This window comes from Sorangium aterium, from assembly GCF_028368935.1.
GTDB lineage: Bacteria > Myxococcota_A > Polyangia > Polyangiales > Polyangiaceae > Sorangium > Sorangium atrum.
In genome coordinates, this window is sequence record NZ_JAQNDK010000002.1 from 1,763,705 (window position 1) to 1,784,341 (window position 20,637).

Sequence of the window (20,637 nt, forward strand, 5' to 3'; positions counted from 1 at the left end):
GCTCGCCGGCGCGGGTCCTCGCCACGACAGGGCGCGCGTCGCGGGGCGCGAACACCCGCGCGAGCGCCTCTCGCTGATCGGGAGAGCATCTCGCCAGCGCGGCGATGCGCAAAAGGGCAGGAACGCTCGCGGGCCGCATCGGCGTGCCGCTGTTCGCGTGCTTCGGATCCATCGTCATGACCTCCCGCCGAGGGCGCGGAGCTCGCCCGGGGTCGGCGCGTGAAAGACCCGCACGCCGCGGATCGGGTCGACGTCGCCGTAACCGATCTTGCCGTCCGATGCGGGACGGATGCCGAGGAGGCGATCGATCTTCTCCGCGTCCTCCCGCGGGATGCTCCCGCTCTGATGCCCTCCGGCGTTGATGAAGCTCTGCACCACGCTGAGGGGCTCTTTGAGAGCCCACGAACGGAGCTCGCCAGGGAACATCTGCGGATAGGCGTCCACGAGCAGGCGCACGGTCGACTGCCCGGCGCCGTTGGTCGTCTTGTTCTTCATCGTGTCTCCAGGGTGCTTCTGCACATCGCCCGCCGACCGCCGGAGGGCTTGAGGGTTGAACGGGACCGGCGTGCAGCTGATCGCCATGAGCTCGGCGCGCGTGTACTCGATGACCTGCCGGCCCTCGTGCTCGACGGTCCTGCGCTCGATCGGGTTGAAGCGGACCGCGAAGCCGCGGAGCACGCCGCGCCGGTACTTCTCCCAGACCTGCTGGTCGAACTCGGTCGCGTCGTCGAAGCGGGCGTCGAAGAGAAGCGACTTGCCCTCGACGCGCACGTTCTCGCAGAGGCCGACGGGAAGCGCCTTGTCGTCGTTCCCCCAGAGCAGCACCGGGTTGGCGTTGAACCTCGCCAGATCCCAGTTCGCGCGGACGATCGTGCCGTAGGCGTCGAGAGCCTCCGTCGAGGCGACCGCCGAGATCCGCCGCTCGGCTTCGTTGACCGAGCGAACCTGAGCCGCGCGGAACAGCGGGCCTTCACCGCTGCGTGGCCTCCCTGCCGTCATCGGCATGGCGTCGAGGCCTCCCGCCTCAGCGCGCGAGTTCGCGCCTGCGTCGGCGTCATGCTCGGCATCTTCCTGGCGCCGCGCTCGGGGGGACCGAAGCCAGCTCGTGCCGGCGCCGGCGGCTCCACGCCGAGCACGCCGGAGCCGAGGGCGCGGTCGACCTCGAGATCCGCGGCGCTCGCGCGCACGCCAGACGACGTGAGGGCCCGCGCCGCAGCACGGGCGCGCGCCTGCGTCGGCGTCATGGCGCTGAGCTTCCGCATGCCTCGCTCCGGCGGGCCGAACCCGGCGAAGGTCGGCGGGGACGACGACAAGCCGAGGGCGCGGTCGACCTCGGAGTCCGCCTCGCGCTGCGTCGACATGCTCCCGACCAAGGGCTTCCAGGTCCTCATCGGTCGCCCCGTGCGGCCCGCTTGGCGGGCGTGCGCTTGGCGGGGGTGCGCTTCGCGGCGGCGCCGGAGCTCGGAGGCTTCCGCGGGGCGGTCGGCCGTTCGGCCTTCTGGCGCGGGGTGCGCGCCGCTTCGCGATCGATATCTCGCTTCCGCTGCTGTCTCGCGGCCGCGCTGATCGCCTTTGCTCTCTTCGTGGACATGATCTCTCGCTCCTCTCACGCCGCGGCGTGCTCGCCGGCCTGCGCCTGACTCCGCCGCTCGCGGTCCATCGCGTCGAGGCCCTTCTCCATCGCCTCGCGCGCGACGTCCGAGAAACTCCGGATCTTGCCGTCGTCGACTCGATGCCCGTTCACGCGCCGTTCGAGCGCGTCACCCATGAAGACAGTGACCCCGCGCATGCTCATAGGTGCGGAGTCTGATAGGCCCCCATTGTCGTTTCAAGCGATGTGCCTGATATGACGCGAAAAGACGTTCACAAGACAGGACATCGCGACTCATAGCGACTCATCACGACCTATCGCAGCGCGGGCGGCTCGGTCAGGCCCGCGGATAGGGGCTGGAGATGTTTCGCACACGAACCATTCACACGTGAAGCATCACAGGAAGCCAACGGGCGTCCCGCGCGTCGCCGGGAGGGGCTCACGCCTGCGGGCAGGAGGAGCGGCTCGACGGCGGCCCCGTCCTGCCCCGGCAGCGGCCCGCGGCGGGGGAGCGCGGGCGCGGTGCCGAGGGCGAGGGACTACGCCTCGAGCGCGCGCAGCAGCTCGTCGGCCAGCCGACCCGGGGGCGAGCAGCACCTGAGCGCCGCGGCGATCGCCTGCCCCTCGGCGTCCAGCAGGCGCCCTTGCGCGTCCGCCAGCTCGGGGGCGAGCTCCCCGCGGGCGAGGGCCAACCGGAGCGCGCGGACCTCCCCGGGCAGCGCGAAGAGCCTCGCGCGGAGCTCCGCCGCTGTCGGCGCCGCCTCGGAGCAGTCGGGCGCCTTCACGCCGCGCGCTCCTTCAGCGCGGCCGCCACCCGGGCGCGGCAGCCCTCGCACCCCCGGGTCACGTCGAGCACCAGCGCCCGCAGCTGCTCGACCTCCGCCACGGTCGCCGTACCGTCCGCCTCGATGGCCGCGATCGCGGCGGCGCGCTCGTCGGTGAGCAGGCGCCGGATGGTCTCACAAGCGCTCACCGCGACGTCGCCGCGCTCCACGCGGCCCCGCAGGCGCCGGATCTCGCCGGGGATGGCGCGCGCCCTGCGCTTGAGCTCCTCGAGCGACGCGGGCGGCTCGGGAGGCTCCGGTTCCGCCGGCGGGAGCTCGGGAGGCGACGCCGTCGCCGCTGGCGCTCTGGAGGGCTGCGAAGGGGGGCGGCGAGGGCGAGGCGATGGTGAGGGCGCCCTGCGACCCGTCGAGGCCTTCACGGGCGGCGGCGAGGGCGGCGCGGCCTGGTCGACGAGCACGTTCCAGCCGGCCGCCTTCACGCCCGTCTGCGTCTCGATCCAAGCCTTCGAGAGCTCGCCGTCATCCGCCGGCGTCCGCTGGCCGGAGATCCACCGGCTCAGGGTGGGCGACGCGATCCCGATCTCGCGCGCGGCGGCGCGGACACCACCGCGTGCTTCCGCCCAGGCCTCGAGGTCAACAGCCGCTCTCGTGCGCACGCTCGATGGTACCACGCGCCGCTGCCGGTAGCACGACTTGAGACGATCGTGCTACCGCGCCTGCTACCGCATCCCGAGCCCGAAGCGGTCTCGGATAAGGACCGAGCCCCCAGGGCCTGTCCGGTCCCGTCACTGTTGGAGCCCCCTCACATGCAGGGCACGGCATCAACCGGCCCGGGTTGACCATCAACCAGGCGTCGAGCGCTGGTGAAGGCCGCTGGTGAACCTGTGAACCGGCTGTTAACCGCGGCGGCGAGGGTGATCAGCCGGCCTGCTCGGGGTGCTGGTTGTTCACCCAGATTGCAATCGCGCAAACCTTGCGCGGAAAAGTCGGGAGCCCTGCGCCTGGATCCCCCTGTAACTGTAGGAGGGGGTGGGCTCGTCTGCCTTCCTTCGCCGCTGCCCACAGAGCGGCCACCCGGCTTGGCCTGTCCCGTTCAACGTGGCCCGTCCCGCTCCACGTTGACCTGTCCCATAGCCTGTCCCCCTAAAGGGGGGGGACAGGCGGACAGGCCAACGGTGACGTGTCCCGGACAGGCCAGGGACACCCCGGGACACCCCGGGACATGCCATTGTGATGGCCGGGCCAGCCGTCCCCTGGGGTGACGTCCTGGCGGCCGTGTCTCCCACCGAGCCGGCGAGGATCACGCAGGGGAGCGGTGAGGACGCTGCCGCCCAGGAGGATCCATCGCGGCGACGCGAACTTGATCTCTGGGACCGCCGTCAAGCCTGCGAAACGATTGGCGAATATGCACTGGTCACGGCCAAAAACCGCGTTTCTGGCACCGTCGCCTCTGCGGTGAGAACCGCCGGGCGGATACGGGTCGAGCACGTCAGACGTCGGAGGGATCGCCGATCGTCGGCGCATCGGTGGGCGGCTGGCGGCGCTCGCCAGGTTCCGCGCCGTCGCTCCCCACGTACGCCCACAGGCGCGACTTGCCCGGGCCCCTGCCGGACTTCTCTGGCTTGTCCAGGATGATGCCTTCCGCGATGAGCTCGTCGACGGCGGCCGACACGTTGGCGCGGCGCCCCCCGAGCTTCTCCGCGAGCACGACCTTGCCAGCGATCGGGCGGCCCGCACGCGTCTCCTCCAGGATCAGCTTCAACACCTTCGCCTTGACGGCCTCGAGCTTGTCTCCTGGCTGCTCGGGCGGGCCCTTGATCTGCTCCTCGGTCCGGTACTCGACGCGGACGCCGGCGAGGAGGTTGTCTCCCTCCGCGACGTCGACGAAGCGTAGGTAGAACGGCTCGAGGCGCATCCCGTCGCCCTCGGCGCTCGCCTTGCTCATCTCGACGCGGCGGCGCGGGTCTGCAGCTGCAGGCGCGCTCTGCTTGGTCGTCGCCGGTCCGGAGCGCCACACCTTGCCCTGCCCCTTGCACCCGAAGCAGACGCCGCCCTCGACGCTCTCGTACTGCGGAAGAGAGCCGCTCCCGCCGCACTTCGGGCAGTCGATCGCGATCTCCTCGCGCTGCGCAGCCCCGGCGCCCTTCTCGTCGCCGTCGCCGTCGAGGCACAGGTTCAGGACCGACCCGCTCGCGTCGAAGATGGCCGAGCTGCCCCGGCCGAGCTCCCGCGCGTCGCGCTTCTGCCCCGAGGACTTGCCCGCGTGGTGAACCACCAGGAACGCGCAGCCGGTCGCCTGCGACACGCGCGTCATGATGTCGATCGCGTCGCGGATCGCGCTGTCGTTCTCGTCCAGCCCCCGGCAGGCCACCCGCAGCGAGTCGATGATGCAGAGGTCCACGCCGTCGACCGCGCGCTTGAACTCGGCCTCTGCGTTCTTCGAGGTCAGGTAGATCTGCGGGAAGCAGAGCAGGTTCAGGTTGCGCTGGACGCGCTCGAGCTCCTCGGCGTTGAGGCCCATCCCGCGCACGATCTTCTGGTAGCGCCGGCGCGTCGCGTAGTCGCCCTGCTCGTAGTCGAGGTGCAGCACGCGCACGTCCCGCGAGCGGGGCGGCCCCCAGAACCACCCGAACAGCGGGCGCCCAGCGGCGAGGGATACGGCCGCGCTCTGGCAGACGATCGTCTTGCCGCTCCCCGCCGCGGCGATGAGCATCGCGGGGCGGCCGGCGCACCACTGAAGATCCTTCACGAGCCAGAGCTGCTCGGGGAGCGGCTCGAGGATCGCCGTGCCAGTCTTCGGGCGAACGCCGAGGACGAGCCCCCGCGCCGACTCGAGCTCCGCCGCCCTTGCGAGCGCCTTGCCCGCCCTCGCGAGGGCGCGAGCATCCTTGCCGGTGTCGCCGTCGAGGCCTTCCGAGCAGCGCGACAGCAGGGCCTCTCGCGCGCGTTGGAGTTGCGCGGTCGCATCGTCCCTTGGACGGTCCGCCGCGTTGTCGTTGGCCGCGCCGCGAACGATCCCGCGCTCGCTCGCGAGGAGCGTCCAGCGCTCGATCGCGTGCGCCCCCGCGGCTTGTCGCTGCTCGGGTGAGGCATCGATCCAGCGCTCGACGGCGTCGAGCACGTCGAGGAGCGCTTGGTTCGGCGCGGGCGGCCCTGCGGGTCGGTCCTGCTCCGCGCTCATGCGCCCCCCCGCGCGCCGACGCTCGCGGGCGTCAAGCGATGCCTCCCGGCGCGGTGATGCTCCGGCCTTCCGCCGCGGTGAAGACCTGGCCGGACCCGATCGCGTAGCGGCCGCTCGCGCTGGTCGCGACGATCGTCAGCTCACCCGTCGTGGGCCGCTCGGCCAGTTCGATGGCGAGCTCCGCCTTGCCCTCGAAGAGGGCGCACACGATCGCGACCTCGCGCGGGTACAGCATGACGCGCGTCGCGCCGGGCATGTTCGTGACCTCGAATGCCATCGCCACGTACGAGCCGAGGTCGTCGGGCAACGAGGGGGTGCGCTCGATGTACGCCCGGATCGCCCGGAAGCCCTGCTGCAGCTCCGGCGCGAGCTCCGCTGTGTCGACCGTGCGCACCGCGCCGCGCTGCCCGCCAGCCTTCCGGGCGGCGCGCTCTGCTGCCCGCCGGGCTTTCCTCGCGTGGCTCATCGGCTTGCCCCCTTCCGGAGGCCGGCGCGCTGCATGGCGGCCTCGAAATCGTCGCCCTCCGGTGCGGGCTTCTCCTTCGCGCGCGCGGCGTAGTACCGCTCGAGCTCCTCCGGCTCGACGAAGTAGAACTTGCCGATCTTCCGCGCGGCGAGCTTGCCGGCGCGGATGTCGGCCAGGACAGCGCGCTTGGGGAGCGCGATCCTGTCGTGCCGGATCCGCCGATCCGTCGCGTGCTTCGCGCTCTTGAGCTCCTCCCGCACGATGCCGCGAACGACGCCGCGGAAGAGCTCGAGGAAGCCGGCCAGTTCCTTGGGAACGCCATGCGCTCCCGTCTGCGTATCCGATCCCGTGGCCTTCGACATGGCACCTCTCCGGCGCACGATCGCCAGGACCAGCCCGGCGCCCGGCGCGCTCATCGTCAGGCGGCCTTGGGGCCCTGCGGGTTCTGAAGGCGGATCGCGACGAGCTCCGCCGTCGCATTCCGGACGGGCAGCCCGCCGACAAGACGACCGAACGCCTGCCGGCTGATGCCGAGACGCGCCACCGCGGCCGCCTCGCCGAGATCCCTGACGAGGGCCATGGCCCCCTGCCTCACGTCCTCCGGAGCCACGACGGACCCCGTTCGCTTTGCTGCATCACTCATGCAGCAAAGGTGCGCGGCTAAGCGGTCAGCGTCGACGGGGTGCCTAACACCCTCGGATGTTAGACGGGCCCGCCACGGGCCCGCCTGCGGGCCCTGGAGTACCTCATGCGCTCCGGTGCCTCGAACGTGTTCCAAACGACCTTTGCTGGAACCCCAACCGCGCGAAGGGCGCGCATCGCGATCTCCTTCGCGTCGTGAAGGTCGCCAGGGTCAGAGCCGAACTCGCGCTCCATCGCGTCCATCACGCCATCCTCCCCGAGATCGAAGATCTCACGGAAGACACGAGCGCCCTTGAGCACCGCCCACCCTATACGCACGTGGGGCTCGACGTCGAATACCGGATCGGGGACCGGGTGCCTGTCAATCGGCTCGTGGATGCGCCCGAGTGCCTGAACAAGCCAACCAGCGAACTCGCCTCGCTGCGCGACATCCGTCGTTGCGCCGTCGAAGTTCCTATCACTGTTGGCTTTCAGGTACTCGACAGCATGCTTGTGCATGTCTTTGAGTGCCATCTCGTCCCCATTGGCGAGCGCCACGTGCATCGCCCACAGTATCTCATGCACCGTTATCTGCGGCTCCCTCGGCAGATAGGAGGCGCTAGGCGACCCGGCTGCATGTGCGAGCTTCGCGAGCTTCGCACTGAGCTCTTTGACGGGCAGCGGCTCCGGTTCGCGGTCCTCTATCGGAGACCTTATTCTGCTACTGAAGACTCGAAACGCATCATCAGGATTGAAGTCGTCGCTCCAGATTGGCGCCTCGTCCCTGCGCGTCTGGAGCCGCTTGCCCGCCTTGACGTTCAGCCGTATCCTGCTGACCACGTGAACCTCGCTCGTTCGCGTCGTCGGCCGGGAGGGTTGCCGCCCTCGCCGGCCGGTTCCTTCTGAGCCTACGCCGCGGCGAGGAGCACCGCGAGCGTGGCGAGCAGCGCGCTACCTCGGGCGCTCATCGTCCCCGCCGCGCGCGCTCGGTCGAAAGGCGCACGACATCGGCCGTGTGCCCGGAAGGCTGCTCGGGCGTCGCGAGGAGCTTGCCGAGCGCCTCGTTCGCCATGCGCGCGGCCTCCAGGTCGCCGGCGGCGAGCGCGGTCCGGACCATCTCGGTCAGCTGCGCCAGCAGGACCGCTCGCGGCGAGCTCGTCCCCGACGCGCCCGACGGCGCCGTTGCCGGTCCCGGCGAGGGTGGGGGGCCGCTGGCGTGGACGACGAGCACCGCCGGCGCGGCGCCACCCTGCGCGCTCTCGAGGTCGACCGGAGGCCGCGGCGAGGCCTGTGTGGGCGGCGACGGCTCGGTCACGGCCCCGAGCTCCGCCTTGGACCCATGGTCGGACCCAGGCCCCTCCACGCCCCCGAGCACATCGGCCGGACCCTGCTCTACTTCTCCAATTGTTCCGGCAGCTTCGCCGCCGCGCCCCACCCCGAGCGCGGCCCTCACATCACTGGATACCGTACTCCTTGAGGCGCCGGTAGAACGTCCGGCGCGGCAGGCCCACGACCTGCGCCGCCTTCACCCGGTTCCAGTTACAGCTCGAGAGCGCGACAAGGATCCGCTCCCGCTCGCTCGCCTTGTGCGCGTCCAGCGACGTCTCGAGGCGGCGCGGATCGCTCGACGGCGGTGCCCGGCCCGCGCTCGCGGGCGCCCCGCCGCCGGCGGGCGCTCGCGGCGGGGGCGCGGCGCCGCTGTCGAGCGAGCCCCGCAGCGACCGAGGCGCCGCGTCGGGGAGCTCGAAGTCCTCGCTCTCCAGCTCGGGGCGATCCGACAGGACCCACGCGTTGAGCAGCACGTTCTCGAGCTGCCGCACGTTCCCGGGCCAGGTGTACGCCGACAGCCGCTTCAGCGCGGCGCGGGACACGCTGCGGCGATCGCGGCCGTAGCGCGCGGCGAAGATCCCGAGGAAGTAGTCGATGAGCAGCGGGATGTCCTCGATCCGCTGGCGCAGCGACGGCACCCGCACCTCGACGACGTGCAGCCGGTAGTAGAGATCCTCGCGGAACGTGCCCCTCGAGACCATGTCGGCGAGGTCCCGGTGCGTCGCCGCGATGACCCGCGCGTCGACAGGCTCCTCGCGCGCGCCGCCGACCGGACGGACGACCTTCTCCTGCAGCACGCGCAGCAGCCCGGCCTGCATCTTCTGCGGCATCTCCCCGATCTCGTCGAGCAGGATGGTGCCGCCGGTCACCTCCCGGAAGAGCCCCTTCCGGTCGCGGTCGGCGCCCGTGAACGCGCCGCGGACGTGCCCGAAGAGCTCGCTCTCCAGCAGGTGCTCCGGGATCGCGCCGCAGTTGACGCCGACGAACGGCTTCTTCGCCCGCGGGCTCGCGTTGTGGATCGTCCTGGCGACGACCTCCTTGCCCGTCCCGCTCTCGCCCGTGATCAGGATCGGGATGTCCGTGTCCTTCACCCGGTCGATGAGCGCGTACACGCGGCGCATCGCCTCGCTCGTGCCGACAAGGCCCTCGTAGCCGAAATGGCCGCGGATCACCGCGCGCGCCGAGCGCAGATCCCGCCGCGTCGCGGCCAGCTGCGCGGTGCGGTGGCCGAGGAGCTCCTCCAGCTTGGCGCGCGCCGCGCGCAGCTCCTCGTTCGCGCGCTCGAGCTCGCGGGCGCGGCGCTCGTTCTCGCTCACGAGCCGCGCCGTCTCGATGGCGATCGCGACCTGATCGGCCAGCGCCGTCAGCGTCGGGAGCTCCACCTCGAACTTCGCCGCCGCGCTCAGCCGGGTCTCCAGGTACAGCGCGCCGATCACCTGCCCGCTCCGCTGCCGGATCGGCACGCACGCGACCGACTGCAGCATGAGCTGGTGCACCGAGACGTAATCGCTCATGCGCGCGTCGTCCCGCGCGCTCGCGGTCACGACCGACTCGCCCGTGGAGATCACCCGCTCGGCGATCGAGCTGGAGAAGCGCGCGTGCGGGTCGTCCCCCGCCTGGTCGCGCGAGGCGTGGATCGAGAGATCGACAGCGCCTTCGCCCGCAGCCTGCTGCAGCTCGTCGCGCGGCGGCCGCTGGAGGATGATGAACCCGCGCTCCGCCTGGAGGAGCGCGATCGCATGATCGGTCACCTTCGCGAGCAGGCGCGTGAGATCGTGCTCGCCCGCGATCTCGCGGTTGATCTCGAGGACCCGCGCCAGCCGGTCCTCGCCCTGCGGGGGCGCCGCGCCGGCCTGCGCGCCCGCGCTCTGCTGGGTGAACGGCACCGTGCGGCTGCTCATCAGCTCGAGCATCGCGGCCGCCCGGATCTCCTTGCGCCGGGCGTCGTTCCAGAACACTTCCCGGAGGTCGCGCGGCAGCTTCGAGGCGATCTCCTCCAGCGTGATCAGCGCCTCCTCGCGGTCGTGGCGCGCCCGGATGAGGTGCCCCCGCTCCGTCTCGAGCTGCGCCCGCGCCTCCAGCGAGCGCCAGATCCAATCGCGCTGGCCCGCGGCGCGCGCCGCGTCGAGCGCCTCGTCGTACGCCGACCGGGCCCGCCACTCGTCGCGCGCGAGCGCCGCGACGCGGCCGCGGGCCAGCGCGAGCAGGGCGCGGTGGGCGCCGGTCGTCCCCAGGCGCTCCGACGCCACGTCGATCTCCTCGCCGAGGGCGCGCGGATCCGCGCCGGCGCGCGCCACCGCGAAGAGCACGCGCTCGAGCCGCGCCTCGACCCCGTCGATGCGCCGGCCCATCGCCTCGTACGCCTCGGCGCACTCGAGGCAGAGCCGCTCGGCCTGCTCGAGATCGCCCGAGCGCGCCGCGTGCTCCGCCTCGAGCGCGAGCAGCTGCGCCTGCTGCTGCGGCGCGAGATCCGCGCGCTGGGCGGCGAGCGCGTCGAGCGACACCCGGGCCCGCGCGAGCCGCCCGAGGTAGAGGTCGAGGTTCGCGAGGTTGAGGAGCGCCTGGCGGATCGTCGCGACGCGGCCGGAGCGCCGGCCCAGATCGACGGCGGCCTCGAGGTGGCGGATGGCCGCGCCGAGGTCGCCCTGGAGCTTCGTGAGCGCGGCGAGGTTCAGGCGGGTCGTCGCGAGCGTGCCCGCGTCGCCGGCCTGCTCCGCGGCCGTGAGCGCCTCCTCGTAGACCGCCTTCGCCTCGCTGAGGCGGTCGTCCCGCTGGAGCGCGAAGGCGAGCGACACGAGCGCGACCGACAGGATGCGCGGCTCTCCCGTGAGCCGCGCGAGCCGGACCGCGTGCTCCAGCGTGCGCTTCGCGTCCTCGTGCCGCGAGGCGAAGCTCTGCGCGAGCCCGCGCGTCGCCACCGCCTCGGCGACAATCGCCTCGGGCGAGGCGCCGAACGCGGCGGCCGTCGCGACCTCGGAGCGCGGCGCGCCGGTGAGCTCCGCCTCGATCTTGAGCGGGCCCACGCGCTCCACGGCCTCGCCGGCGCGGCGCTCCGCCTCGCCGTAGTCGCCGGCGCGCACGAGCGCGCGGGCCATCTGCAGCGACCAGAACGCCGCGAGCGCGTGATCGTGCGAGGCCTCGACCTGGTCCTTCACGCGCCCGAGCTCGGCGAGCGCCCTCGCCGTGTCGCCGCGGTTCATGGCGAGCCGCGCGCGTGCGATGGTCAAGGTGGGCACCGCGGCGGGCGAGCCGTCGCCCACGTGCCGCCCGAGCGCCTCTGCGGCCGCGTCGAAGTGGCCGCGGTCGAGCAGCCGGTGGATCTCCGCCGGCGGCAGCGCCGCCCCCTCGGCGCCCGCGCCGCCCGGCCCGGACGCCACCGCGCTCGTCGGGGGCGCGTCGAGCAGCCGATCGACGTCCTCGGTCGACGCGACGGGCGCGCGCGCGATGCGCGCGACGATCTCGCGGATGCGCCCGGGCCACCGCCCCGCGCGGGAGACGACGTGCGCCGCCACCGCGTCGCTCAGCGACGGGATGGTGCGCTGCACGAGCTCGCGGGCGACCTGCTCGTCGAGCGGCGCCATCTCGAAGCGCTCGAACCCGCGGCCCAGGCGCGCGGGGGAAGGCGCGTCGTCAGCGGGCGCGCCGCGCGCGGTACGCGGCGCGTCGTCAGCGGGCGCGCCGCGCGCCGCGCGCGGCGCGCCTGACGCCCGGCCCGCGCCGCCCTCCGATGGATCCCCGAGCACGAACACGAGCTTGCCGCCGGCCTTCCGCACCTCGTCGAGGCGCTCGAGCGCCGCGTCGCCGAGCCGGTCGGCGTCGTCGACGAGCGCCGTCACCCGGCCGAGATCGTGCTCCGACAGCTCGATCGAGAGCGCCTCGCGCGGGTCTGCCACGCGGGCCGCCTCGACCCACGCGACGGCGTACCCGCCCACCTCGAGCGACCACGCGATGCGCCGGAGCAGCGCGCTCCGCCCGGAAGAGCGCGGGCCGTCGATCGAGAGCCCGCCGCCCGCGGGCAGCGCCATGATCTGCGCGAGCAGCCGCGTGGAGGGCGCGTCCAGCCCGACGATGGGCCAGACCACGGCGCCCGCGTCCGCGTCGGGCCTCGCCCCCGCCTCGCCCGGCCTCCCGGCCTCCTCGCCCGGCCCGGAGGGGAGCCGCGCCGCGCGCCGGAGCGCGTTCGCGAGCTCGTCCGCGCTCGGGTAGCGCGCGTTCGGGTCCTTGGCGGTCGCCCGGTCGACGACCCCCTGGAGCGCCTCGACGACCTTCGGATCGCGATCGCCCCCGCTGTCGCGGAGGGCCTCGGCGAGCGTCGCGCCGAGCGCGAACACCTCGGCGCGGACGGTGAGCGCGTCGCCCTTGAAGAGCTCCGGCGCGGCGTAGCGGGGCGTGAGGCCCAGGGGCCGCGAGCCGTCGTCGCGGAACGGCGCGGCGAGGCCGAGGTCGACGAGCGTCGCGCGGCCGCCCTCGCCGACGATGATGTTCGCGGGCTTCACGTCGCCGTGCAGCAGGAGCGCGCGGTGCAGGCGCGTCAGCTGATCGGCCGCGTCGGCGATGGCCGCGAGGTTCCTGGCCAGGTCGCCCTTGCGCGCGAGCAGATCGGCGAGGCTCGTCCCCTCGACGAGCTCGCGCACCATGAACGGCCGCCCTGACGCCGGCAGCCGGCCGAAGCGGAGCACGCGCGGCACGCCGAGGCCCTCGACGCCCGACAGCGCCGCCGCCTCGCGGACGAGCGCGAGCACCTCCGGCTCGTCCGCCTCCTCGCCGAGCGTCTTCAGCGCGACCGTCTTGCCGGTGAGGCGGTCGCGCACCGCCCACACCTCGCCACCACCGCCCTTTCCGAGCGCCCCGATCGGCTCATAGCGCGGGGGAAACAGCGGACGCGACGTCACCTCATCCCTCGATCAGAGGCCATACCCCGCGGACAGCCCGAAAAACAACCCTGTGATGGAGAAGCCGGCGTCGAGCCGCGTCTGGAGCTGCTTGATCGGCTTGTACCGGAAGCTGAGCTGCGGGAACGAGATCCATGGGAACACCGACGGCTTGGATCCTCCGTTGATCCAGCTCGGCTCGTCGTAGTTGCCGAAATGGTCGTTGGAGCCGTCGCAGAAGCCGCCGGTCGGGCCGGCGCACTTGCTCCACGAGCCCACGTCGTCGGGGTCGAGGCGCGACGGGTTGTTCGGGTACGCCTGCGCGCGGTAGAGGTTGCCGAAGACGACGCCGAGCCCGACGCCGCCGCCGATGAGCAGGGAGAAGCGGCCCTTCTCCTTGTCGAGCGGGATCTCGTAGAGGAGATCGGTCGTGAAGTAGACGAGCTTCATGTCGCTCGAGACCATCTCCCAGGCGTCGTTGCCGTCGTTCTTCCCCTTGAAGAGGAAGGGATCCATCGAGTAGTCCGCGTAGGAGATCGCCAGATCGATCTCGAGCCCGTCCCTGCGTGTGGCGAGCTCCGGGCCGAACGTGAACACGTTCACGGACGCCCCGCCGTCCGCGAAGAGGTTGATCATCGCCTTCGGCACAATGAGGTTCCGGAACCGGAGCCCGGCGAACCGATAGGTCTTGCCCTCCCTCTCGAACGGGGCGTTGTCATCCGCCGCCTCGGGGGGCGCTTCCTGCGGCTTTTCCTTCTCGCCGGGCGCCTTGTCGTCCTGCGCCTTCTCGTCCGTGGCCTGCTTCTCGGCAGCAGCGGAGTCGTCCTGTTTGCCTTCGGCGTCGTCCTTCTTGGGCTGCGCGCTGGCGCTCGACGAGAAGCACACGGCGCCGAGCAGCGCGGCGAGCGCGGCGGCCCTGGCGTGCACCCCGACCGCGAGCTGCCGACCCATCTTCACGTGGTACATTGTAGGTCACCTAGCGATGCGTAAGTTCAGGGCCGGGCTCCGGCGCCCACGGAACGGGCGCGCCGAGGCCAGCCTCGGGTTCTCCGCGCGCCCCGGTGGACCGGGCACCAGCGAGGGGAGGGTACACGAGACGCAGCGCCGTGTGACGCCCGCGGACCGCCCACGGCGGAGCTTTTTCCACGGCGGCGCGCCAGAGCGCGCCTGCTCGTGATCAGCGTGGGTGGCCGTGCGATGTTGGCGCGGCAAAGGCCCTACGGCGGCGGCATCCCCGGCGGGCCAAACGAGGTTGCGCACAGCAAAATAATCCGCAATAGACGGAAAGGATGATCCTGCATCAGGCCCAGGTCGAGCAGACGGTCGACCGCGACGAGCGGGACAGGTTCATCAAGGAGCTCGTGGTGGTGCGGGTCCGGAGCACCGCGCACGAGTCCCCGCCGGCGAGCCGTGGGATCGAGGGGGCGCGCGCGCCGGGGGTGGAGGACGCGGAGCCGGTGGAGCGGGACGTGCCGCTGGCGATGATCCGCAAGCGGAGCGCGCGGCTCCGGAGCACGGTGGCGAGCGTGCTGTTGATCCACGGGTACGGCCAGAACCGGTACATCTGGCACCTGCCGTCGCGGAGCTTTTCCAACTACCTGGCGCGCGCGGGCTTCGACGTCTTCAACCTGGACCTGCGGGGGCACGGTCGGTCGCGGCACCTCGGGGCGCGGCGGCCGGCTCACGTGACCGATTTCGTCCGCGAGGACGTGCCGGCGGCGATCGAGGAGATCCGGCGCATCTCGGGCCCGCGGCCCGTGTACCTGATCGGCCACTCGCTCGGCGGGCTCGTCAGCTACGCGACGGCGCCGACGATGGGGGACGCGGTCGGCGGGATCGTCACGCTGGGGAGCCCGTACCTGTTCACGCACGGATCGCGGTCGCTCGCGCTGCTCGGCCGGCTGATGCTGACGGTCGACCGGCGCGTCCCGCTCGGGCAGGGGGCGCTCCCGCTGTCGGCGTGGGGCGAGCCGTTCCGGTTCGTGCGGGCGTTCGTCGAGAGCCCGATCTTTCCGCTGCCGATCCGGGGGTTCGTGCCCGGCTCGATGGAGACGCGGGTGCTCACGCAGCACATGTCGCTGGCGATGGACAGCGGCAGCATCACGGTGCTCCGGAACATGTTCCTCGACGCGGCGGCGTCGCGGAAGAGCGGCCACCACATGGGGAGCCTCTTCGGCTACGCCGAGCGCTTCGAGCACCTCGACCTGCCGCTGCTGGTCATCGCGGGCACGCACGACGACCTCGCGCCGCCGGCGTCGGTGAAGCCGGCCTACGACTTCAGCCGCTCGTCGGACAAGACGTACCGCGCGTTCCCGCGCGGCCACCTCGACATCGTCGTCGGCCGGGACGCGCCGCTCACGGTGTGGCCGCTCATCGAGGCCTGGCTGAAGACGCGCATCCGGCGGGCGGCGGCGAGGGAGCGCGATCGGCTGAGCGCGTAGGGGCGCCAAGCGAGGGCGCCGGCGCGACTGCTATCGTAGCCTGATGAACATCGAGCTCCGGCAGCTGGGCATCGAGCGGTACGGCGAGTTCGTCCATCCGATCCTCACCGCCTTCGGCGCGCTCCTGAACCCCGAGCGCATGGAGGGGACGAAGCGGCTCCAGGAGTTCACCTTGCGCCTCGGCGCGTACGACGGCGAGTCGCTCGTCGGCGCCGCCGGCACGTTCTCGCTCACGATGACCACGCCGGGCGGCGCCGTCCCGGCCGCCGGGCTCACGGCGGTCGCGGTCATGCCGACGCACCGCCGCCGCGGCATCCTCACGCGCCTCGTCCGGCGGCACCTCGACGAGGCGCGGGCCGCGGGGCAGCCGATCTCCGCTCTCTGGGCCACGGAGGGCTCCATCTACGGCCGCTTCGGCTACGGCCTCGCGTCGCAGGCGTGCTCCATCTCGATCGAGCGCGATCGCAGCGCGTTCCGTGGGGAGGCGAGCGCGGAGGGCCGGGCGCGGCTGCTCGGGGAAGCCGAGGCGCTCGAGGCGTTCGCGCCGGTCTGGGAGCGCGCCCGCCCGCTCGTCCCCGGGATGCTGGCGCGCTCGGAGCCGTGGTGGCGGGGCCGGCGGCTGAGCGACAACGACTTCATCCGCCAGGGGGGCGGCCAGCTCCAGCGCGTCGTGATCGAGGTTGACGGGCGCGCCGAGGCCTACGCGCTGTACTGCGTGCATCACCGGTGGGACGCCTCCACGATCCCGATCGGCTCGGTCCGCGTCATCGAGGCGATCGGCGCCTCGCCGCTCGGGACCAGGCTCGTCTGGCGGTACCTCTTCGACATCGATCTGGCGCAGCGGATCGAGGCGAGCCTCCTGCCGCCCGATCATCCCCTCGGTATGCTCCTCGTCGAGCCGCGGCGGCTGCGCCTCACGGCGAGCGACGGGCTGTGGGTGCGCATCGTGGACGTCGAGGCCGCGCTCGCGGCGCGCGCCTACGGCAGCGGCGAAGCGCTCACGCTCGAGATCACCGACCGCGATTGCCCCTCGAACGCGGGCCGGTTCCGGCTGCACGGGGGCGAGCGGCGCGCGACGCGGACCACGGCGGCGCCGGACCTCCGCCTCGACATCACGGCGCTCGGCTCGGCGTACCTCGGCGGCGTCTCCTTCCGTTGCATGGCCGACGCGGGCCAGGTCGAGGAGCTCTCCGGAGGCGCCGTCGAGCGCGCGGACAGCCTGTTCCGCGCCGCGCGCGCCCCGTGGTGCCCCGAGATCTTCTGAAGGCCCGGCCCCGATGACGCTCCCGCTCCGCGGTGTCTACGCGGTGACCCCGACCCGCCGCCGCCGCTTCCTGTGGGCCGCATGGTGGACGGCCGAGCCGGCGCGCGAGCCGTTCCGCCCTCCGGACGCGAGCCAGGGCGGCGCGCGGACCGTCGAGGAGGCGCGGGCGCAGGCCGAGCGCGCGGCCGGGCGCCCGCTCGTCGAGATCGAGCCGGCGTGGGCGACGGCCTGGACGCGCATCCTGCGCGGCGAGCCCCCGTGGCCCAAGCCGCGCGCGCGGCGGGAGGCGCCCCCGCCGCCACCCGGGCCGTCGAGGCGCGCGCCGTCGCGGCCTGCGTCCGCGCGCGGCGCGTCGCCGTTCGCGGTGCTCGGACTGGCGGAGGCCGCGAGCGCGGACGAGATCCGCCAGGCGTTCCGCCGGCTCGCGCTCGTCACGCACCCCGATCGCGGCGGCGACGCCGGCGAGTTCATGCGCGTCAAGTGGGCCCACGACGAGGCGATGGCCAGGCTGACGCGGCCCAGGCGCCGGTAGGGATGCTGCGGGGATCTGGGGCTAAGGAGGGCTCGCCGCGGCGACCTTCCCCGCCTCGTCGAGGAGCGGCGCGTACTCGCGCGTGAGCAGCGGGTTGCCGCGGAGCGCCTGATCGAGCAGGGCTCCGGCGCGCCGGGCCAGCTCCAGGCGCGCCGCCCGCTCGCGCTCCACCTTTGCCTTCAGGAGGAGCAGCGCGCCCTTCCTGGCGCTCGCCAGCGGGAAGCCCGGGTCGATGGCCAGCGTGCGATCGATCAGCGCGAGCCCCGCCTCGATCTCCGAGCGCACGTCGAGGAGCCCCGGCCCGGTCAGGGCGGCGCGCTGCCGGTGGACCTCGGCCAGGGTGCCGAAGATCCTCGGGTTGCCCCCGTTCGCCTCGTGGGCGCGGAGCAGCGACCGCTCCGCGGCGTCGAGCGCCGGCGCGGGGCTCCTGCCGCGCGACGCGGCCCACCGCGCCGAGAGCAGCTCGATGTGCCCGAGCGCGAGGAGCGCTCCGGCGTTCTGCGGCCTCGCGGCCACGATGGGCTCGATCGCGCCCCTCGCGGCGCGGAGCGCGGCCGTCGGATCCTCCCCCCGGAGGAGCGCCCAGTGCGCCGCCTCGATGCGCGCGAGGCCCGCGCCCTGCTGCGCCTCGAGATCGTCCGGGTTGAGGTCCGCGGCCGCGCCGTACGCCTCGAGCGACCGCGCGAGCGAGACCTCCGGGCTCTCGCCGGTGAGCCGCTGGTGCCGGCCCTGGATCAGGTAGGTCAGGGCCAGGTTGTTGTAGGCGCGGTAGCTGTCCGGGCGCCGCCGGAGCGCCGCCTCGAGGCTGTCCTTGGCCACGTCGAGCGACTCCTCGGGCGACGCGCCGTGGTCGAGCTCGTACTGCGCGCGCCGCGCGTAGAGCCAGCCCTGGTTGAGGAGCGGCGGCATGTCGTTCGGCGCGATCTCGATCGCCCGCTCGGCGTACGACGCGCCGATCTCGAAGAGGGAGAGGGGATCGGCGCCGCGGGACGCGGCGTACTCGGCCATCATGCCGTAGGCGATCGCGGCGTCGTTCCACGTCCAGAACGAGTTCGGGTCGAGGGCGAGCGATCGCTGCGCGCTGTCGACCGCGCGGCCGAGCGAGGGCCACGCGTCGAGCCCCACGGAGCTCTCGTGCGACGCGAGGAGGAAGAAGCTCGCCCCCATCGCGCCGTACGCGGTCGCGTCCGACGGGTCGCCCTGGGCCGCTTGCTCGCTGGCCGCGACCGCCTCGACGAGGTCCGACCTCGGGTCCGAGCCGCGCGACAGGTCGCGCCTCGCGCGGTGCACGAGCGCCCAGGCCTTCTTGGCGAGCGCGCCGCTCGCCCGCGGGTTGGCCTGGAGCGCCCTGTCGCACCGGGCGATGATCTGCGCGACGACCTCCTGCGCGTCTCCGCCGCGCTGCGCCTCGATCAGCATGATCTCGCTCAGGGCGCGCGCGGTCGCCTCGTGGACGTCGGGATCGCTCTCGGCCATCTCCGCCGCGGCCTTGTACGAGGCGACGGCCTCCCAGAACTCGACGAGCGCCGCCGCGTGCTCCCCGAGGTCGCGCGCCGCCGTGCCCTTCGCGAGCAGGATGTCGCCCTCCAGCTTCTTCGCCTCGTATTCCCAGGGGGATCGCGCGAACGCCAGCCGCGCTTCGGTGAGCGCCTCGTCGAACCGCCCCTCGTAGAGCGCGATGAGCGCCACGGCGTACGACGGCGGCTCCGCGGCCGATCTCACGCTGTCCCTCAGGTACCTGATCGCCGGCTGCTTGTGCCGCTCCTCGAGCTCGAGCTGGTGCGCGGACCGCTCCCCCTTGTCGGCGAGGCGCCGCGCCCGATCGAGCCCCTTCAGGTAGAGCATGCCGTGCACGAGGCCCGCCGCGAATTTCACGTCGCGCGTGGCATACCCGCTCGCGAGCGCCGCCTCGAGGTGCGCGAGCGCCTCCTCGGGCTCGTGCAGCGCGAGGTGCCCGCGCCCGAGCGCGTAGCGGCCGGGGCCCTCGACGAGATCGCCCGTCGTCTCGCGCATGCCCTGCATCTTCCGGTCGATCTCGCCCATGCGCGCCCGGATGACCTCCTTCTCCCGCGACACCTCGTGGAGGGGGAGCGCGTAGGCGTAGCGCATGAACAGCTCCATCTCCTTGACGTCCTGACCGAAGCCCTCGGCCAGGGACGCCACGCGCGCGGCGAGCTCGGCCTGCCGCGCGGCGGCGAGCTTCGCGCGGAGGGCGACGGCGCCCGAGAGCGCGAGCACGACGAGCGCCACGGCGGCCGCCGCGACAGCGAGCCTGTGCTTCCTGGCGCGCTTCAGGGCGCGGTAGCCGATGCCCATCGGCCGCGCGTGGATCGGCTCCCCCTCGAGGTAGCGCTCGAGATCGAGCGCGAGCATCTTCGCGGAGTCGTACCGCCGCTGGGGCTCCTTCTCGAGGCACTTCATCACGATGGTCTCGAGATCGACGGGGATCCGCTTGTCGATCTTCCGCACCGGCGCCGGCAGCTCGCGCGCCACGCGGGCGATGAGGCTCGTCACCGACGGGTCGACGTACGGCGGGCGCCCGGCGAGGACCTCGTAGAGCGTGGAGCCGAGGCAGTAGACGTCCGTGCGGCGGTCGAGCTGGCGCTGGCCCCCGGACACCTGCTCGGGCGCCATGTACGCCGGCGTCCCCTCGCCGCTCGTCGTCGCCCGGGCGTCCGCCGCGGTGTCCCTCGCGAGCCCGAAATCGAGGAGGTAAGGGCGGAAGGCGCCGTCGGCCGTCCGCTCCACCAGGATGTTCGCCGGCTTGATATCGCGGTGAATCAGCCCGAGCCGGTGGGCGGCGTGCAGGCCGTCCGCGACGTCGGCCACGATCTTCACCCGCTGCTCGAGGGACATCTGCTGCGCCACCCGGTGGAGCGGCTGGCCGTCGATGTACTGCATGGCGATGAACGGCTGGCCCTGCGCCTCGCCCACCTCGTACACCTTGCAGATGTTCGGGTGCTCGACCCGGGCCTGGGCCCGCGCTTCCCAGATGAAGCGCTGGGCGAGCTCCGGATCGTTGCCCCGTATCAGCTTGAGCGCCACGTACCTGTGGAGTCGGGGGTCCCTGGCCTTGTAGACCGTGCCCATTCCCCCTTTCCCGAGGAGCGACTCGCACTCATACCGATCCCAGTTGCGGATGGGAAACCTGCTCGGCACGTGCGACGAGGGCGGCTCGACGCACATGAACACCGTTTCCTGCGCGGCGCCCGAGCTCCCCGGCGGGGCGGAGCGGGGCGGCCTGCTCTGGGGCGCGATCGCGACGGGGCGGGACGTGGGCTCCTCGTTCGCCGACCACGCGGCGTCCGCGCTCTCCGGGCCCGCTCCTCCCATTCGGCTCATGACTCGGACCCTTTTCAACAGCGAAGGTGGAGCCCCCCAGCGCATGGCCTCGAATCGCCATCATCCCGGACCGCCTGGCCGCTTGCCAGTGAGCGTCTCGCTTCAGGCGTGAGCTACGAGCGATATGACAGAACTGTCACCCAACGGTAAACCTGAGTTTACGTCCATGTCAACACCCCGGACGGGGCCTATCCCCGGAGCCCGGGACGCCGTC

At 72.8% G+C, this 20,637-nt stretch carries 17 protein-coding genes; 3 read left to right on the forward strand and 14 right to left on the reverse strand.

Annotation, left to right across the window (positions count from 1 at the left end; translation table 11 throughout):
* Positions 1–174: 174 nt before the first annotated feature.
* The 13 genes from POL72_RS21675 to POL72_RS21735 form a co-directional block, all read right to left on the reverse strand.
* Positions 175–1,005: an HK97 family phage prohead protease gene (locus tag POL72_RS21675; protein WP_272097409.1), complete on the reverse strand. Its 831-nt coding sequence runs from the start codon at positions 1,003–1,005 to the stop codon at positions 175–177.
* On the reverse strand, positions 996–1,361 hold the full coding sequence (locus POL72_RS21680; protein ID WP_272097410.1) for a hypothetical protein: 366 nt from the start codon (positions 1,359–1,361) through the stop codon (positions 996–998). Before POL72_RS21680 ends, POL72_RS21675 begins: the two co-directional genes overlap by 10 nt.
* Positions 1,362–1,606: 245 nt before the next feature.
* Positions 1,607–1,744 (reverse strand): hypothetical protein, encoded by a 138-nt coding sequence (locus tag POL72_RS21685; RefSeq protein WP_272097411.1) that lies wholly within the window; start codon positions 1,742–1,744, stop codon positions 1,607–1,609.
* Between the two features lie 386 nt (positions 1,745–2,130).
* Complete coding sequence (locus tag POL72_RS21690) at positions 2,131–2,376, reverse strand: hypothetical protein (protein ID WP_272097412.1); 246 nt, start codon at positions 2,374–2,376, stop codon at positions 2,131–2,133.
* Positions 2,373–3,032: a hypothetical protein gene (locus POL72_RS21695; RefSeq protein ID WP_272097413.1), complete on the reverse strand. Its 660-nt coding sequence runs from the start codon at positions 3,030–3,032 to the stop codon at positions 2,373–2,375. The genes POL72_RS21690 and POL72_RS21695 overlap by 4 nt, the downstream gene beginning before the upstream one ends.
* A gap of 833 nt (positions 3,033–3,865) precedes the next feature.
* Entirely contained in the window at positions 3,866–5,557 is a 1,692-nt protein-coding gene (locus POL72_RS21700; protein WP_272097414.1) for an AAA family ATPase, read from the reverse strand.
* Between the two features lie 31 nt (positions 5,558–5,588).
* The gene (locus POL72_RS21705) at positions 5,589–6,023 is read right to left on the reverse strand and encodes a hypothetical protein (RefSeq protein ID WP_272097415.1); all 435 of its coding nucleotides are present in this window, start codon (positions 6,021–6,023) and stop codon (positions 5,589–5,591) included.
* Complete coding sequence (locus tag POL72_RS21710; RefSeq protein ID WP_272097416.1) at positions 6,020–6,385, reverse strand: hypothetical protein; 366 nt, start codon at positions 6,383–6,385, stop codon at positions 6,020–6,022. Before POL72_RS21710 ends, POL72_RS21705 begins: the two co-directional genes overlap by 4 nt.
* 56 nt (positions 6,386–6,441) lie before the next feature.
* Positions 6,442–6,603 carry a hypothetical protein gene (locus POL72_RS21715; RefSeq protein ID WP_272097417.1) on the reverse strand — a complete coding sequence of 54 codons (162 nt, stop codon included), beginning with the start codon at positions 6,601–6,603 and terminating at the stop codon, positions 6,442–6,444.
* Between the two features lie 122 nt (positions 6,604–6,725).
* Positions 6,726–7,484 (reverse strand): hypothetical protein, encoded by a 759-nt coding sequence (locus tag POL72_RS21720; RefSeq protein WP_272097418.1) that lies wholly within the window; start codon positions 7,482–7,484, stop codon positions 6,726–6,728.
* Between the two features lie 124 nt (positions 7,485–7,608).
* Positions 7,609–7,959: a hypothetical protein gene (locus tag POL72_RS21725; RefSeq protein ID WP_272097419.1), complete on the reverse strand. Its 351-nt coding sequence runs from the start codon at positions 7,957–7,959 to the stop codon at positions 7,609–7,611.
* 139 nt (positions 7,960–8,098) lie between these two features.
* Positions 8,099–12,865 (reverse strand): sigma 54-interacting transcriptional regulator, encoded by a 4,767-nt coding sequence (locus POL72_RS21730; protein WP_272097420.1) that lies wholly within the window; start codon positions 12,863–12,865, stop codon positions 8,099–8,101.
* 12 nt (positions 12,866–12,877) lie between these two features.
* Complete coding sequence (locus tag POL72_RS21735) at positions 12,878–13,810, reverse strand: hypothetical protein (RefSeq protein ID WP_272097421.1); 933 nt, start codon at positions 13,808–13,810, stop codon at positions 12,878–12,880.
* A gap of 323 nt (positions 13,811–14,133) precedes the next feature.
* Here POL72_RS21735 and POL72_RS21740 point away from each other — a divergent pair, with 323 nt between their 5' ends.
* From POL72_RS21740 to POL72_RS21750, 3 genes are read left to right on the forward strand one after another with little or no spacing between them, the layout of a single operon-like run.
* Complete coding sequence (locus tag POL72_RS21740) at positions 14,134–15,285, forward strand: alpha/beta fold hydrolase (protein ID WP_272097422.1); 1,152 nt, start codon at positions 14,134–14,136, stop codon at positions 15,283–15,285.
* A gap of 43 nt (positions 15,286–15,328) precedes the next feature.
* The gene (locus POL72_RS21745; RefSeq protein WP_272097423.1) at positions 15,329–16,549 is read left to right on the forward strand and encodes a GNAT family N-acetyltransferase; all 1,221 of its coding nucleotides are present in this window, start codon (positions 15,329–15,331) and stop codon (positions 16,547–16,549) included.
* A gap of 13 nt (positions 16,550–16,562) precedes the next feature.
* A complete protein-coding gene (locus tag POL72_RS21750; RefSeq protein WP_272097424.1) occupies positions 16,563–17,081 on the forward strand; it encodes a J domain-containing protein in 519 nt (172 codons plus the stop codon).
* A 21-nt stretch (positions 17,082–17,102) separates the two neighbouring features.
* On the opposite strand, the gene POL72_RS21755 is transcribed toward POL72_RS21750, so the two are convergent.
* Positions 17,103–20,423 carry a serine/threonine-protein kinase gene (locus POL72_RS21755; RefSeq protein WP_272097425.1) on the reverse strand — a complete coding sequence of 1,107 codons (3,321 nt, stop codon included), beginning with the start codon at positions 20,421–20,423 and terminating at the stop codon, positions 17,103–17,105.
* Between the last annotated feature and the right edge of the window lie 214 nt (positions 20,424–20,637).

Excerpts from the sequence above, each read along its gene's own strand:
- POL72_RS21675 (WP_272097409.1), bottom strand. The coding sequence starts at position 1,005 with ATGCCGATGACGGCAGGGAGGCCACGCAGCGGTGAAGGCCCGCTGTTC.
- POL72_RS21680 (WP_272097410.1), bottom strand. The coding sequence starts at position 1,361 with ATGTCGACGCAGCGCGAGGCGGACTCCGAGGTCGACCGCGCCCTCGGC.
- POL72_RS21700 (WP_272097414.1), bottom strand. The coding sequence starts at position 5,557 with ATGAGCGCGGAGCAGGACCGACCCGCAGGGCCGCCCGCGCCGAACCAA.
- POL72_RS21705 (WP_272097415.1), bottom strand. The coding sequence starts at position 6,023 with ATGAGCCACGCGAGGAAAGCCCGGCGGGCAGCAGAGCGCGCCGCCCGG.
- POL72_RS21710 (WP_272097416.1), bottom strand. The coding sequence starts at position 6,385 with ATGTCGAAGGCCACGGGATCGGATACGCAGACGGGAGCGCATGGCGTT.
- POL72_RS21715 (WP_272097417.1), bottom strand. The coding sequence starts at position 6,603 with ATGGCCCTCGTCAGGGATCTCGGCGAGGCGGCCGCGGTGGCGCGTCTC.
- POL72_RS21735 (WP_272097421.1), bottom strand. The coding sequence starts at position 13,810 with ATGTACCACGTGAAGATGGGTCGGCAGCTCGCGGTCGGGGTGCACGCC.
- POL72_RS21740 (WP_272097422.1), top strand. The coding sequence starts at position 14,134 with ATGATCCTGCATCAGGCCCAGGTCGAGCAGACGGTCGACCGCGACGAG.
- POL72_RS21745 (WP_272097423.1), top strand. The coding sequence starts at position 15,329 with ATGAACATCGAGCTCCGGCAGCTGGGCATCGAGCGGTACGGCGAGTTC.
- POL72_RS21750 (WP_272097424.1), top strand. The coding sequence starts at position 16,563 with ATGACGCTCCCGCTCCGCGGTGTCTACGCGGTGACCCCGACCCGCCGC.
- POL72_RS21755 (WP_272097425.1), bottom strand. The coding sequence starts at position 20,423 with ATGAGCCGAATGGGAGGAGCGGGCCCGGAGAGCGCGGACGCCGCGTGG.